This window comes from Streptomyces sp. NPDC127108 (genome assembly GCF_042677545.1).
In the GTDB taxonomy this organism is placed as follows: Bacteria; Actinomycetota; Actinomycetes; order Streptomycetales; family Streptomycetaceae; genus Streptomyces.
Window position 1 is genome coordinate 20,963 of the sequence record NZ_JBHXTE010000030.1, and the last position, 16,269, is coordinate 37,231.

The following is a 16,269-nucleotide window of genomic DNA, read 5'->3' on the forward strand; positions in this document are numbered from 1 at the left end:
TCGCGTAGTCACAAGAAAAACCGCACCGGTCGGGCCGACCGGGCCGGTGACCGGCCCGGTCGGACTGATTCAGGCTGTGCTGATTCAAGAAATGCCGAGTTCTTTGTCGATGAAGTCGAAGACCTCATCGGCGGACGCCGACTCGAGTCGCGAGGAGACTTCCTCGCCGTCGGCCGGCGGCTCGGCGTCCGCGCCCTTCCACTTCGACATCAGTGCCTCCAGGCGCATCGTGATGCGCATGCGGGCGCTGTCGTCGGGCGCGATGGAGCTGAGGCCCGCCTCCAGGCGGTCCAGCTCCTGGAGGGTGGAGTCCACCCCGGCGGTGTCGTCCTGGAGCAGCTGCGTACGCAGGTACTGGGCCAGGACGACGGACGTCGGGTAGTCGAACACGAGGGTGGCGGGCAGCCGGAGCCCCGTGGCCTTGTTGAGGCGGTTGCGGACCTCCACGGCCGTCAGGGAGTCGAAGCCCAGCTCCCTGAAGGCGCGGTGGGCGTCGACGGACTCCGCTCCGGTGTAGCCGAGCACGGCGGCCGCGTGCGTGCGCACGATGTCGAGCAGGATCACCTCGCGCTCCGGCTCGGTGAGCGGGGCCAGGCGGCGCCGCAGCCCGGCGGCCGCGTCGTCGCCGGTGCCCGCGTCGGCCTCGGGCTCGGCGGCCAGGGACCGCGCGTACCTGCGCACCTCGGGCAGGTCACCGATGAACGGGCTCGTCCGCGCCGAGGTGAAGGCGGGCGCGAACCGCTCCCAGTCCAGGTCGGCGACGGCGACGAAGGTCTCGTCGCGCGCCACGGCCTGGGCGAGCGCGGCGACCGCGAGGTCCGGTGCCATCGGCCTGAGGCCGCGACGGCGGAACTGCTCCTCGCCGTCGTCCCCGGCCATGCCGCCACCGGCCCACAGGCCCCACGCCACGGAGGTGGCGGTCAGGCCGCGCGCCCGGCGCCGCTCCGCGAGGGCGTCGAGGTGCGCGTTGGCGGCGGCGTACGCGCCCTGACTGCCGCTGCCCCACACGCCCGCGTTGGACGAGAACAGCACGAACGCGTCCAGCGCGTCGGTGTCGAGGAGCGCGTCCAGGTGCGCGGCGCCCGCGACCTTCGCCTCCAGGACACCGGCGATGTCGGCGGCCGTGGTCTCCGCGAGCGGCTGGCCCTGGCCGACGCCCGCCGCGTGGAACACGGAGCGCAGCGTGTGCCCGTCCTCGGCGAGGCGGCCGAGCAGCGCGGCGACGGCGTCGCGGTCGGCCACGTCGCAGGCCGCGACGGTCACCTTGGCGCCCAACTCCTCCAGTTCCTCCTGGAGTTCGACGGCGCCCGGGGCGTCCGGGCCGCGACGGCTGGTGAGCACCAGGTGCTCGACACCCTCACGGGCCAGCCACCGCGCCACATGCCCGCCGATCGCACCCGTACCACCGGTGACCAGCGCCGTACCGCGCGCCGTCCACTGCGGCGTCACGCCCGAGCCGATAGGCGCCCGCACGAACCGGCGGACGAGCACGCCCGCCTGCCGCACCGCGAGCTGGTCCTCGTCCCCGGCACCGGCGAGGATCCCGACGAGCTGGGACACGGCCCGCTGGTCGGGGTCCTGCGGCAGGTCGACGAGGCCGCCCCAGCGGTCGGGGCACTCCAGGGCCGCGACCCGGCCGAGGCCCCACACCTGCGCCTGCGGGGGCAGGGCGGCGTGGTCGGCGGGTCCGGTGGCGACGGCGCCGCTGGTGACGGCCCACAGGCGCGCGCCGATCCCGGCGTCGCCGAGGGCCTGGACGAGGGCGACGGTTCCGGCGAGACCGGCGGAGACACCGATCCCGTCGGCGGGTGCGGCCCCGTCGAGGGCGAGGAGGCTGAGCACACCGGACAGTTCCGCGTCCGGCCCTGCGGCCAGTTCGCGCAGCCGCTCAGCCAGCGCCTCACGCGTCATCTCGCCAGCGGCGACACGGAGTTCGTGCGTCTGGGCTCCGGACCGCGCCAGGGCCTCGGTGACGGCCTCAGCCCACGCGGGCCGCCCGTCGGCACCCTGCTCCGACGACTCCTGCGGTACGACGACCAGCCAGCGACCCGTCGGACCGGCGGCCGGAAGTCCGCCCGCGAGGGGCTCCCAGGCGACCTGGTAACGCCAGCTGTCGAGGGTGGACCGCTCGCGCCGCTGCCGCCGCCAGGACGAGAGAGCGGGAAGGACCGCGCCCAGCTCGGCGGCGGAACCGTCCGCCACGTCCAGCTCACTGGCCAACTGCTCCAGGTCCTCGCGCTCCACGGCGTCCCAGAACCGCGACTCGACCTCGTCCGTGGCCAGCGGCGCGCCTTCGGGCTCCTCCTCCGCCTGCGGGGCGAGCAGCCAGTAGTGGTCGCGCTGGAAGGCGTAGGTGGGGAGGTCGACGGTGGTGCGGGCGCCGGGGAAGAGGGCCTTCCAGTCCAGCTCCGCGCCGTGGGCATGCGCTTCGGCGAGCGAGGCCGCCAGGCGGTCGGCGCCGCCCTCGTCGCGGCGCAGGGAGCCCAGGGTGACGGCCTGGCTGTCGGTGGCGTCGATCGTGGCCTGCACCGGGACCGTGAGGACCGGGTGCGGGCTCATCTCCAGGAACAGGCCGTGGCCTTCGGCGAGGAGGCCGCGGGTGGCGTGCTCGAAGAGAACCGTCTGGCGGAGGTTGCGGTACCAGTAGCCCGCGTCCATGGGGGTGTTGGCGTCCAGCCACTCCCCCGTCAGGGTCGAGAACAGGGGTACCTCGGCGGCCTGGGGAGACACGTCCGCCAGGGCCTCGACTATCTGGGCCTCGATCTGCTCCACGTAGGAGGAGTGCGAGGCGTAGTCGACGGGAATCGTGCGGGCGCGGATGTCCTGCGCCACGCACTGGGCGACCAGCTCTTCGAGGGCCTCCGGCTCACCGGAGACCACCACCTGAGCAGGACCGTTCACGGCGGCAAGCTCAATCCGACCGTCCCAGGCCGAGATCAGCTCCCGCACCTCGGCCTCGGGCAGCGGCACGGACACCATCCCGCCCTTACCCGACAACTCACGGATCGCCAGGCTGCGCAGGGCCACGACGCGAGCCGCGTCCCGCAGGCTGAGTGCCCCCGCGACGCACGCGGCGGCGATCTCGCCCTGGCTGTGACCCACCACAGCCGCAGGCCGCACACCAGCCGCCTGCCACGTCGCGGCCAGCGACACCATCACCGCGAACAGCACCGGCTGGACCACATCGACCTGATCGAAGTTGTCCCCACTCAGCTCATCAAGCAGATCCCACTCGACGAACTCCGCAAGCGCGTCACCGCACTCCCGCATCCGCTCCGCGAACACCGGCGACTCGTCCAGCAGCTCCCGAGCCATCCCGGCCCACTGCGAACCCTGCCCCGGGAACACGAACACCGGGCGGACGATGCCGCCGAGCGCACGACCGGACACCACCTGCGTGGCCGCCGCGTCGTCCTGGGCCAGTGCCTCGAGTCCGGCGAGGAGCTCGTCCCTGTCCCGCCCGAGGACGACGCCCCGGTGCTCGAACCGCGACCGCGCGACCGCCAACGACCAGGCCACATCGCCCAGTTCGAGGCCGTCCCGCGCGATCAGGTGTTCGCGGAGGCGCGCGGCCTGGTCCCGCAGTGCGCCCTCGGTCTTCGCCGAGAGGGCCAGCGGGACGACGCCCGCGACCACCGGCGACGGCACCTCATCGGTGTCCCCGGTGTCGGCCCCGGTGGGCTGCGGCTGCTCGGCCGCCGGGAGCTGTTCCAGGATGACGTGGGCGTTCGTACCGCTCATGCCGAAGGAGGAGACACCCGCGCGGCGGGGCGCGCCCTGGCGGGCGGGCCAGTCGCGGGCCTCGGTCAGCAGCTCGACGGCACCTTCGGTCCAGTCGACCTCGGGGGTCGGCTCGTCGATGTGGAGCGTCTGGGGCAGTACGCCGTGGTGCATGGCGAGGACCATCTTCATGACGCCCGCGACGCCGGACGCGGCCTGGCTGTGCCCGATGTTGGACTTGATGGAGCCCAGCCACAGGGGTTCGCCGGTCTCCGGGCGCTCCTGGCCGTAGGTGGCGAGGAGGGCCTGGGCCTCGATGGGGTCGCCGAGGGTGGTGCCGGTGCCGTGGGCCTCGACCGCGTCGACGTCGGCGGGCGTGAGGCGGGCGTTGGCGAGGGCGGCGCGGATGACGCGCTGCTGCGACGGACCGTTGGGGGCGGTCAGACCGTTGGACGCGCCGTCCTGGTTGATCGCCGAGCCGCGAACGACCGCGAGGACCTTGTGGCCGTTGCGGCGCGCGTCGGACAGGCGCTCAAGGAGCACCATGCCGACGCCCTCGGCCATGCCCATGCCGTCGGCCGCGGCGGCGAAGGCCTTGCAGCGGCCGTCGTCGGCGAGGCCGCGCTGCTGGCTGAACGCGATCAGCGCGCCGGGCGACGACATGACGGCGACGCCTCCGGCGAGCGCGAGGGAGCACTCGCCCTGGCGCAGCGCCTGCGCCGCCAGGTGCATGGCGACGAGCGACGACGAGCAGGCCGTGTCGACGGTCACCGCGGGGCCTTCGAGGCCGAAGGTGTAGGCGATGCGCCCGGAGATGACGCTGGGCGCGCTGCCGGTGAGGATGTGCCCCTCGGATCCGGCGGACACCTGGCCGGGGCCGGTGCCGTAGTCCTGGTAGTTGGTGCCGACGAACACTCCGGCGGCCTCGCCGCGGACCGCGCGCGGGTCGACCCCGGCGCGCTCGAAGGCCTCCCAGGAGGTTTCGAGGAGGAGGCGCTGCTGCGGGTCCATGGCCAGGGCCTCGCGCGGCGAGATGCCGAAGAAGGCCGGGTCGAAGGCGCCCGCGTCGTGCAGGAAGCCGCCGCCCCTGGTCGTGGTGGTGCCGGGGGTCTCCGGGTCCGGGTCGTAGAGGTGGGCGATGTCCCAGCCTCGGTTGGCGGGGTAGCCGCCGACGACGTCGGCGCGCCCTTCCAGGACCTCCCACATCCGCTCGGGGCTGCTGATGCCGCCCGGGTAGCGGCAGCTCATCGCGACGATGGCGATGGGCTCGTCGGTGGCCGCGGCGACGGGTGCGACCTGCGTCGCGGTGGTGGCCTTGTCGGCGCCGAGGACCTGGGTGCGCAGGTACGCGGCCAGGGCGGTGCCGTTGGGGTGGTCGAAGACGACCGTGGTGGGCAGCTTCAGACCGGTGCCGGCGCCGAGCCGGTTGCGCAGGTCGACGGCGGTGAGCGAGTCGAACCCGAACTCGCGGAAGGCCCGCTCGGGGTCGAGGGCCTGCGCGGACTCGTAGCCGAGCACCGCGGCCGCGTGGGTGAGGACGAGGTCGAGCAGGACCCGGTTCTGCTCGGGTCCGGCGAGGCCGGTCAGGCGCTCGCGCAGCGCGGCCGCCTTGGACGACGTGTCGCCGCCGTCCGTCTCGCCCTCGGTGCCGCCCTGGGCCGCGAGGACGCGCTGGGCGTCGGGCAGGTCGGCGAGGAGCGGGCGGGCGCGCCGCGAGGTGAACACGGGCACGAACTGGTCCCAGTCCACGTCGGCGAGGGCCAGGAACGTCTCGTCGTCGTCGAGGGTCTGCCGCATGCCCGCGAACGCGAGGTCCGGGTCGAGGAACGGCAGTCCCTGGCGGCGCAGTTGCTCCGGGTCGACGTCGATCGGCGCGCTGCCGCTCAGGTACGGGTTGACGACGTTCCACACGCCCCAGGCGATGGAGGTCGCGGTCAGGCCGCGTGCCCTGCGGTGCTCGGCGAGGGCGTCGAGGTGCGCGTTGGCGGCGGCGTACGCGGCGTGGTCGCCGCTTCCCCACACGCCCGCGATGGACGAGAACAGCACGAACGCGTCGAGGTCCGTGTCGTCCAGGAGCTCGTCGAGGACGACGGCGCCCGCGACCTTCGCGGCGACGATCTCGGCGAACTCGTCGAGCGTGGTGGTGGCGATCGGCGCCAGCTCGATGAGCGCGGCGGCGTGGACCACGGCGCGCAGCGTGTGCCCATCGGCGGCGAGCCGGTCGAGCAGCGCGGCGACGGCGTCGCGGTCGGCGACGTCGCAGGCCGCGATGGTCACCTGGACGCCCAGCTCCTCCAGTTCGGCGCGGAGTTCGTCGGCGCCGGGCGCGGCCGGGCCGCGACGGCTGGTCAGGACGAGGTGCTCGGCGCCCTCGCGGGCCAGCCAGCGCGCCATGTGGGGGCCGAGGGCACCGGTGCCGCCGGTGATCAGGACAGTACCGCGGGGCGTCCACGGGGACGCGGTGGCGCCGTCCTTCACGGGTGCCGTCTTCGCGGACGCTGCGGGTTCGGCGCGGACGAGGCGGCGTACGAGGACTCCGGAGCCGCGCACGGCGAGCTGGTCCTCGTCGCCGACGCCCGCGAGGATCCCGGCGAGCCGGGCCGCGGCGCGGCTCTCGGGGACGGCCGGCAGGTCGACGAGGCCGCCCCAGCGCTCGGGGTGCTCCAGGGCCACGACACGGCCGAGGCCCCAGGTCTGTGCCTGGGCGGGGCTCTCCACCTGGTCGTTGCGTCCGGTGGAGACGGCGCCGCTGGAGATCACCCACAGCTTCGCGTCCGTCCCGGTGTCGCCGAGGGCCTGGACGAGCGCCACGGAGCCCGCGAGACCGGCGGGCAGCACGGGGTGCTCGGGGTGGGGTGCCTCGGCCAGGGCAAGCAGCGACACGACACCGACCGGCTCGGACACGGCCGGGGCGTCGGGGGCGCCGACGATCTGCTCGCGCAGCCGCGCGGCCAGCGCCTCGCGGTTCAACTCATCGGCGCCGACGCGGACTTCGGCGACGTCCGCACCGGCCTGCGCCAGCGCGTCCGTGACACCCGCGGTCCACGGGTGCGCGGCAGCCTCCTCCGGTACGACGACCAGCCACCGGCCCGTCAGCACCGGACCGGGCAGCGCGCCGCTCGCCAGCGGCTTCCACGTCACCCGGTAGCGCCAGCTGTCCACGGTGGACCGCTCACGCCGCTGTCGCCGCCACGACGACAGAACCGGCAGCACAGCACCCAGCTCGGCGGCGGAACCCTCCGCCACCTCCAGCTCGGCCGCGAGACCCTCCAGGTCCTCACGCTCCACGGCCTCCCAGAACCGCGCCTCCACCTCGTCCACGGCCGGGGCGGGCTCGGCGCCCGCCTCCTGCTCCGCGGACAGGAGCCAGTAGTGCTGGCGCTGGAAGGCGTACGTGGGCAGGTCGACGGTGGTGCGGGCGCCCGGGAAGAGCGCCTTCCAGTCCAGCTCCGCGCCGTGCGCGTGGGCCTCGGCGAAGGACGCCGCGAGACGGTCGGCGCCGCCCTCGTCGCGGCGCAGGGAGCCGAGGGCCACTGCCGCGCCCTCGCGTCCGGCGGCCTCGATGGTGGCCTGCACCGGCACGGTGAGGACCGGGTGCGGGCTCATCTCCAGGAACAGGCCGTGGCCCTCGGCCAGAAGGCCCCGGGTGGCGTGCTCGAAGAGGACCGTCTGGCGCAGGTTGCGGTACCAGTAGCCCGCGTCCATCGGGGCGTCTGCGTCCAGCCAGGCCCCGGTGAGGGTCGAGTACAGCGGGATGTCGGCGTCCTGCGGGGCGACCCCGGCCAGGGCCTCGGCGATCCGCTCCTCGATCTGCTCGACGTACGCGGAGTGCGAGGCGTAGTCCACAGGGATCGTCCGCGCCCGCACCTCGCGCTCGACGCACTGGGCGACCAGCTCTTCGAGGGCGTCGGGCTCGCCGGAGACGACGACCTGGGCGGGGCCGTTGACGGCCGCGACCGAGATGCGGTCGTCCCAGGCGGTGATCAGCTCCCGCACCTCGGCCTCGGGCAGCGGTACGGACACCATCCCGCCCTTGCCCGACAGCTCACGGATGGCGAGGCTGCGCAGCGCCACGACGCGAGCCGCATCCCGCAGCGACAGCGCACCCGCGACGCACGCGGCGGCGATCTCGCCCTGGCTGTGACCCACCACGGCCGCAGGCTGCACACCGGCCGCCTGCCAAGTGGCCGCAAGGGACACCATCACGGCGAACAGGACCGGCTGGACCACGTCGACGTGGTCGAAGTTGTCGCCGCTCAGCTCATCGAGCAGATCCCAGTCGACGAACTCGGAGAGCGCGTCACCGCACTCCCGCATCCGCTCGGCGAACACCGTGCTGGAGTCGAGGAGTTCACGGGCCATCCCGGCCCACTGGGACCCCTGCCCCGGGAACACGAACACCGGACGGGCCGTGCCGCCCTGTGCGCGCCCCGCGACCACGTTCTGGGCGCTCGCGTCGTCCTGGGCCAGCCTCTCGAGCCCGGCGAGCAGCTCGTCCCGGTCGCCGCCGAGGACGACGCCCCGGTACTCGAACCGGGACCGTGCCGTCGCCAACGACCAGGCGACATCGCCCAGTTCGAGACCGGCGTGGGCCAGGAGGTGCTCCCGCAGCCGGGCGGCCTGGTCGCGCAGCGCGCCCTCGTTCTTCGCCGAGAGCGCCAGCGGTACGACGCCCGCGAGCACCGGCGACGGCGCGTCACCGCTCGCGTCGGCCTCCGGCTCCTCGGCCGCCGGGCCCTGCTCCAGGATCACGTGCGCGTTCGTCCCGCTGACGCCGAACGATGACACACCCGCGCGGCGCGGCGCGCCGCCGTCCCGCTCGGGCCAGGCGCGGGACTCCCCGAGGAGTTCCACGGTGCCCGCCGACCAGTCGACCTCGGGGGTCGGAGCGTCCATGTTCAGCGTGCGCGGCAGGACGCCGTGGCGCATCGCCATGACCATCTTGATGACACCGGCGACACCGGCGGCGGCCTGCGTGTGGCCGATGTTGGACTTCACGGAGCCGAGGAGCAGCGGCCGGTCGGCGGGGCGCTCCTTGCCGTAGGTGGCGATGAGTGCCTGGGCCTCGATGGGGTCGCCGAGGGGCGTGCCGGTGCCGTGGGCCTCGACCGCGTCCACGTCCGTGGTCGTGAGGCGGGCGTTGGCGAGGGCCTGGGTGATGACGCGCTGCTGGGACGGGCCGTTGGGGGCGGTCAGGCCGTTGCTGGCTCCATCCTGGTTGATCGCGGAGCCGCGGACGACGGCGAGGACCTGGTGGCCGTTGCGCTGGGCGTCGGACAGGCGCTCGAGGACGAGCATGCCGACGCCCTCGCCCCAGCTGGTGCCGTCGGCGGCGGCCGCGAACGGCTTGCAGCGGCCGTCGGGGGCCAGGCCGCGCTGGCGGCTGAACTCCAGGAAGGTGCCCGCCGTGGGCATGACCGTCACACCGCCCGCGAGGGCCAGGGAGCACTCGCCCTGGCGCAGCGCCTGCGCGGCGAGGTGCAGGGCCACGAGCGACGACGAGCAGGCCGTGTCGACGGTGACCGCCGGGCCTTCGAGGCCGAAGGAGTACGAGATGCGGCCCGAGGCGATGGCGCCGGAGCTGCCGGTGCCGAGGTAGCCGCCGAGGTCCTCGGGGACGCTCGCGAGCTGGGAGCCGTACTCGTGGTAGATGAGTCCGGCGAAGACGCCCGTGGGGCTGCCGTGCAGGGCGGCCGGGTCGATTCCGGCGCGCTCGATGGCCTCCCAGGAGGTCTCAAGGAGGAGCCGCTGCTGCGGGTCCATCGCGAGGGCCTCGCGGGGCGAGATGCCGAAGAACGCGGCGTCGAACTCGCCCGCGTCGTGCAGGAAGCCGCCCTCGCGGGCGTAGCTGGTGCCGACGCGCTCGGGGTCGGGGTCGTAGAGGGACGCCGTGTCCCAGCCGCGGCCCTCCGGGAACTCGGTGATGGCCTCTTCGCCGTCGGTGAGCAGCCGCCACAGGTCTTCGGGGGTGTGGACGCCGCCGGGGAAGCGGCAGCTCATCGCGACGATGGCGATGGGCTCGTCCTGGGCCGCGACCGCCACTTGCGCGCTCCGGCCCGCGGCCGTGCCCGGGGTGTCCGCGAGGTCGCCGAGGATCTCGGTGCCGAGGTACTGGGCGAGGACCTTGGGCGTCGGGTAGTCGAAGACGAGGCTGGCGGGCAGCCGCAGCTCGGTGGCCGCGTTGAGGCGGTTGCGGAGTTCGACGGAGGTCAGCGAGTCGAAGCCGAGCTCCTTGAACGCCTTGGTGGGCGCCACGTCGTCGCCGGAGGCGTAGCCGAGCACGGCGGCCACCTGGGCGCGGACGAGGTCGAGGAGGGCGCGCTCGCGGTTCTCGGGGGCCAGGGCGGCCAGTTGGTCGGCGAGCGAGGTCCCGGCCGCCGCGGGTCCGGACTCGACCACGCGGCGGGTACGGCCGCCGCCGCGGATGAGGCCCCGGAACAGCGGGGGCACGTCCGCGCCGAACTGGCGGCGCAGGACGTCGGTGTCGAGCTTCATCGGGACGAGGGCGCCGTCGGGCTGCGCGAGAGAGGCGTCGAGGAGAGCCAGGCCCTCCTCGGCCGACAGGGCGGCGACCCCGGCCCGGTTCATCCGGTCGATGTCCTCGTCCGCCAACGCACCCGCCATGCCACCCTGGTCCGCCCACAGACCCCACGCCAGAGACGTCGCGGGCAGACCCTGAGCACGCCGGTACTGAGCCAGCGCGTCCAGGAACGCATTCGCGGCCGCGTAATTGGCCTGCCCGGCACTGCCCAGCACACCCGCGGCCGACGAGAACAGCACGAACGCCGACAGGTCCAGACCCGCCGTCAACTCATGCAGGTTCACCGCCGCGTCCACCTTCGGACGCAGCACCGTGTCCAACCGCTCCGCCGTCAGAGAGGTGAGCACACCGTCGTCGACCACGCCCGCCACATGCACGACCGCGCTCAGGTCATAACGTACGGACTCAAGAAGCGTCTGAAGTGCCGTGCGGTCCGCGACATCACACGCCGCGATGGTGACCGAAGCGCCCAACTCCTCCAGCTCGGCGCGCACTTCACCCGCACCCGGAGCGTCCTCACCCCGACGCGACACCAGCAACAGGTCCCGCACCCCGTGCCGCTCCGCCAGATGCCGGGCCACAACCCGCCCCAGACCACCCAGCGCACCAGTCACCAACACCGTGCCCCGCGCCTCAAAAACAGGCGGCAACGTCAGCACAACCTTGCCCACATGCCGCGCCTGGGACAGATAACGGAACGCCTCCGGCGCCCGCCGCACATCCCACGCCATCACCGGCAACGGCGACAACACACCCCGCTCGAACAGCGCCAGAACCTCCGCCAGCATCTCCCGAACGCGGTCGGGGGACAGTTCGGCGAGGTCGAAGTTCCGGTACTCGACGCCCGGGTGGGCGTCGGCGACGGTGCGGGGGTCGCGGAGGTCGGTCTTGCCCATCTCCACGAACCGGCCACCACGCGGCAGCAACCGCAGCGACGCGTCCACGAACTCCCGCGCGAGGGAATTCAGGACCACGTCCACACCCTGGCCGTCGCTGGCCGCGAGGACGGACGCCTCGAAGTCGAGGGTGCGCGAGGAAGCGATCCGCGCGTCCTCGATGCCGGACTCGCGGAGCACGTCCCACTTGCCGGTGCTCGCCGTCCCGTAGACCTCGGCGCCGAAGTGCCGGGCGAGCTGCACCGCGGCCATGCCGACACCACCGGCGGCCGCGTGCACGAGGATCGACTCGCCCGCTTCGAGCCCGGCGAGGTCCCGCAGCGCGTAGTACGCCGTGAGGAACACCGTCGGCACCGAGGCGGCCTGCGCGAAGGTCCAGCCTTCCGGCATCGGCGCCAGCATCCGCGCGTCGGCGACGGCCAGCGGCCCGAAACCGCCGTCGATGAGGCCGAGGACGCGGTCACCGACGGTCAGGTCCGTCACGCCAGGGCCGACCTCGACGACCACGCCCGCGCCTTCGGTGCCCATCTGGGCCGCGCCGGGGTAGATGCCGAGCGCGATGAGGGCGTCGCGGAAGTTCACACCGGCGGCGCGCACGGAGACACGCACCTCGCCCGCCGCGAGGGTCCTGCCGCCGAACTCGGCGTCGTCGGCGGCCACGGGAAGCAGTGCCAGGTTCTCCAGCGTGCCCCGGCCGGTGACGCCCAACTGCCAGGACTCACCGGCGGGAACCTCGAGGGCACCGCCGACGGCCCGTGCGAGGCGCGGCACCCACACCACGTCCCCGCGCACCGCCACCTGCGGCTCGTCGAGGCCGAGAGCCCCCGGAAGAAGTGCGAGCGCCTGCTCGGCGCCGTCGACGTCCACCAGGGCCAGTCGGCCCGGGTTCTCCGACTGGGCGGACCGCACCAGGCCCCACACGGGCGCGTCGACCACGCCCGCGCCCGACACCACGTCGCCGGAGCCGACGCCGACAGCGCCGGAGGTCACGACGACGAGGCGCGCGTCGGCGCCGTCCTCGAACGCCAGCCACTCCCCCACGACGTCCAACGTGCCGTACAGGGAGGCTCGCACGGATCCGGCGGTGTCGCCGCCCTGGGTGCCGTCGACGCGGGTCACGAAGACGGACTCGGGCAGCGTGGCGCCGTCGCGCACGGCGGTGGCCAGGGCGGCCACGTCGGCGTACGCGGTGACGGTCGCGCCGGTGGCGGCGAGCGCGGCGCGCAGCCCCAGCTCGTCGGCGCCGAGGACGGCGTACGGGCCGCTCGTGGTGGGCGCGGGTGCGGACACCACGGTCCAGTCCACGCGGAACAGCGAGTCGTCGTCGCCGGTGCCGGACGCGGCGTCGAGGTCCCCGGCGGCGAGGGCGCGCAGGACGAGGGAGTCGACGGTGGCGACGGGTTCGCCGGAGGTGTCGGCGAGGGTGAGGGACACGGCGCCGGACGCGGCGGGCGTGAGGCGGACGCGCAGCGTCGACGCGCCGGTCGCGTACAGGGTCACGCCGGTCCAGGAGAACGGCAGTCGGGCGCCCGCCGTCCCGTCGTCGCCGACGGTGGTCAGGGCGAGCCCGTGCAGGCTCGCGTCGAGGAGCGCGGGGTGCAGCGCGTACGCGGTCGCGTCGTCGCGCTCCGCGTCCGCGAGGGCGACCTCGGCGAACACCTCGTCGCCGAGGCGCCAGGCGGCCTGTACGCCCTGGAAGGCCGGGCCGTAGCCGAGGCCCGCGGCGGCGAAGCCCGCGTACAGCTCGGTGGTGTCCACGGCGACGGCGCCGGCCGGGGGCCACTGGGCGAGGCCGGTGGCGGCGCCCGCGGGACGCGCGTCCGCCGGGGCGGCGGCGAGCACACCGGCCGCGTGCCGGGTCCACGGCTCGTCGGGGACGTCGTTCTGGCGCCGCGAGTGCAGGGTGAAGGGGCGCCGTCCGGTGTCGTCGGGCTCCTCGACCCACAGTTGGAGCTGGACGCCGGTGCCGTCGTCGGGCAGGACCAGCGGGGCTTCGAGGATCAGCTCCTCGAGCAGGTCGCAGCCGACCTCGTCACCGGCGCGCACGGCCAGCTCGACGAAGGCCGTGCCGGGCAGGAGCGTCCGGTCGGCGACGACGTGGTCGGCGAGCCAGGGGTGCGCGTCGACCGAGAGGAGGCTCGTGAAGAGCCGGGCGTCGCTCCCGGCGACCTGGACGGCCGCGCCGAGCAGCGGGTGGTCGGCGTCGGTGAGTCCGGCCGAGGTGACGTCGCCGGTGAGGGCCGGGGCGTGCAGCCAGTAGCTCTGGTGCTGGAAGGCGTACGTGGGCAGGTCGACGCGGTCGTGGGACTCGACGGGGGCGTAGAGCGGCGTCCAGTCGACCGTGATGCCGCGTACGTGCAGCTGCGCGAGCGCGGTGAGGAACGTGTCGGGCTCGGGGCGGTCCTTGCGGGCGGCGGCGACGAGACCGGCCTGGGCGGCCGGGTCGGTGAGGGTGTCGTGGGCCATCGCGGTGAGGACGGCGTCCGGGCCGAGTTCGAGGAGCGTGGACGCCTCGAAGCCGGTGAGGGTGACGAGTCCGTCGTGGAAGCGGACGGCCTCGCGGATGTGACGGACCCAGTAGCCGGGATCCTTCAGGTCGGCGGACTCCGCGAGGGCGCCCGTGACGTTGGAGACGACGGGCAGCTTCGGGTCCTGGTAGGCGAGGCCCTGCGCGACGGCGCGGAACTCGTCCAGGATCGGGTCCATGAGGGGTGAGTGGAAGGCGTGCGACACCTTCAGCCAGCGGACCTTGCGGCCCTCGCCGCGCAGCTTCTCCTCCAGGCCCTCCAGGACCGTGCGGTCACCGGAGAGCACGACCTGCGACGGGCCGTTGACGGCGGCCAGACCGACGCGGTCCGACACGCCCTCGAGCAGCGGCAGCACGTCGGCCTCGGCGGCCTGCACGGCCAGCATCGCCCCGCCCTCCGGGAGGGACTGCATCAACCGACCACGGGCGGCGACGAGTCGGGCCGCGTCCTCCAGGGACCACAGGCCCGCGATGTACGCGGCCGTCAGCTCGCCGATGGAGTGCCCGCCGACGATCTCCGGCCGCACGCCGAAGGACTCGGCCAGCCGGTACAGGGCGACTTCCACCGCGAACAGCGCGGGCTGCGTGTACCCCGTCTGCTCGAGGAGCTCGGCGTCGGTGCCGAACATGACGTCCTTGAGAGGGCGTTCGAGGTGCCCGTCCAGGTGCGCGCACACCTCGTCCAGGGCCGTGGCGAACGCGGGGAACGTCTCGTACAGCTCACGCCCCATGCCGACGCGCTGGCTGCCCTGGCCGGTGAAGACGACGCCGAGGCGGCCCTCGGCGACCGCGCCCGAGACGACCGCGGGGCCGTCGGACTCCAGTGCCTGAAGGCCGGTGAGGAACTGCTCCCGGTCCTGGCCGAGGATCACGGCGCGGTGCTCGTGCAGGGCGCGGGCCGACAGGAGGGTCCAGCCGACGTCGACGGGGTCGAGGTCGGTGCGGGCCGACACGTGCTCGCGGAGCTTCGCGGCCTGCGCGCCCAGGGCCTCGGCGGTGCGGGCGGACACGAGCCACGGCAGGGCGGTCGCCGGGGCGGCCGGGGCGGGGGCTGCGGGGCTCTCGGGGGCTTCGGCGGGCTCCTCCACCGGGGCCTGCTCCACGATGACGTGGGCGTTGGTGCCGCTCACGCCGAAGGAGGAGACACCGGCGCGGCGCGGCACGCCGTCCTCGCGCTCCGACCACGCGCGGGCCTCGGTCAGGAGTTCCACGGCGCCGACGGACCAGTCGACGTGGGTGCTCGGCTCGTCGACGTGCAGGGTCTGGGGCAGGACGCCCGCCCGCATCGCCATGACCATCTTCATGACGCCCGCGACACCGGCGGCGGCCTGTGTGTGGCCGAGGTTGGACTTCACGGAGCCCAGCCACAGCGGGCGGTCGGCGGGCCGGTCCTGGCCGTACGTGGCGATCAGGGCCTGGGCCTCGATCGGGTCGCCCAGCGTCGTGCCGGTGCCGTGGCCCTCGACGGCGTCGATCTGCTCGGGGGCCAGGTGGGCGTTGGCGAGGGCCTGGAGGATGACGCGCTGCTGGGAAGGACCGTTGGGGGCGGTCAGGCCGTTGGACGCGCCGTCCTGGTTCACGGCGGAACCGCGGACGACGGCGAGGACCTGGTGGCCGTTGCGGCGCGCGTCCGAGAGGCGCTCCAGGAGGAGCAGGCCCGCGCCCTCGCCCCAGCCGGTGCCGTCCGCCGCGTCGGCGTACGGCTTGCAGCGGCCGTCGGAGGCGAGGCCGCGCTGCTTGCTGAAGTCGACGAACGTGCCGGGCGTGAACATCACGGTGACGCCGCCCGCGAGGGCGAGGGAGCACTCGCCCTGGCGCAGCGCCTGCATGGCCAGGTGCAGGGCGACCAGGGACGACGAGCAGGCCGTGTCGATGGTGACGGCCGGGCCCTCCAGGCCGAAGGTGTAGGCGACGCGGCCGGACACGATGCTGCTGGACGCGCCGGTGCCGAGGTAGCCCTCGACGTCCTCCGGCACGGAGTGCAGCCGCGACGCGTAGTCGTGGTACATGACACCGGCGAAGACGCCGGTGTGGCTGCCGCGCAGCGAGGCCGGGTCGATGCCCGCGCGCTCGAACAGCTCCCAGGAGGTCTCCAGGAGCAGCCGCTGCTGCGGGTCGGTGGCCAGCGCCTCGCGCGGCGAGATGCCGAAGAACGGGGCGTCGAACCGGTCGGCGTCGTGCAGGAATCCGCCCACGCGGGCGTAGCCGCCGTCCTCGTCGTCCGGGTCCGGGTCGTCCAGCGCGTCCGCGTTCCAGCCGCGGTCGGTGGGGAAGGGGGTCAGGGCGTCGGTGCCCTCGGAGACGAGCTGCCACAGCTCTTCCGGGGTGCGGACGCCGCCGGGGTAGCGGCAGCTCATCGCGACGATGGCGATGGGCTCCTGGTCCCGCTCCTCCACCTCGCGCAGACGGCGACGAGCTTGACGCAAGTCGGATGTCGTCCGCTTGAGGTAATCCCGAAGCTTCTCCTCGTTCGACATCTGGTCGTCAGCTCCTCGTGGTGTTGATAAAGGCCGCGCTGGTGGCGCTGGTCGTGCGGTCGATTGCTTCAGGTGCTGCAGGCACTTCGGGGGCTTCGGGCACTTCGG

1 protein-coding gene and 1 pseudogene are annotated in these 16,269 nt (G+C 74.1%); both read right to left on the reverse strand.

Translation table 11 applies throughout. The features are described 5' to 3' along the window. Positions 1 to 84 precede the first annotated feature (84 nt). The gene (locus ACFVHO_RS24835; RefSeq protein WP_385718577.1) at positions 85 to 12,591 is read right to left on the reverse strand and encodes a type I polyketide synthase; all 12,507 of its coding nucleotides are present in this window, start codon (positions 12,589 to 12,591) and stop codon (positions 85 to 87) included. Continuing rightward, a pseudogene (locus ACFVHO_RS24840) lies at positions 12,568 to 16,242 on the reverse strand (type I polyketide synthase); the annotation flags it as partial. The pseudogene ACFVHO_RS24840 and the gene ACFVHO_RS24835, both read right to left, overlap by 24 nt. Between the last annotated feature and the right edge of the window lie 27 nt (positions 16,243 to 16,269).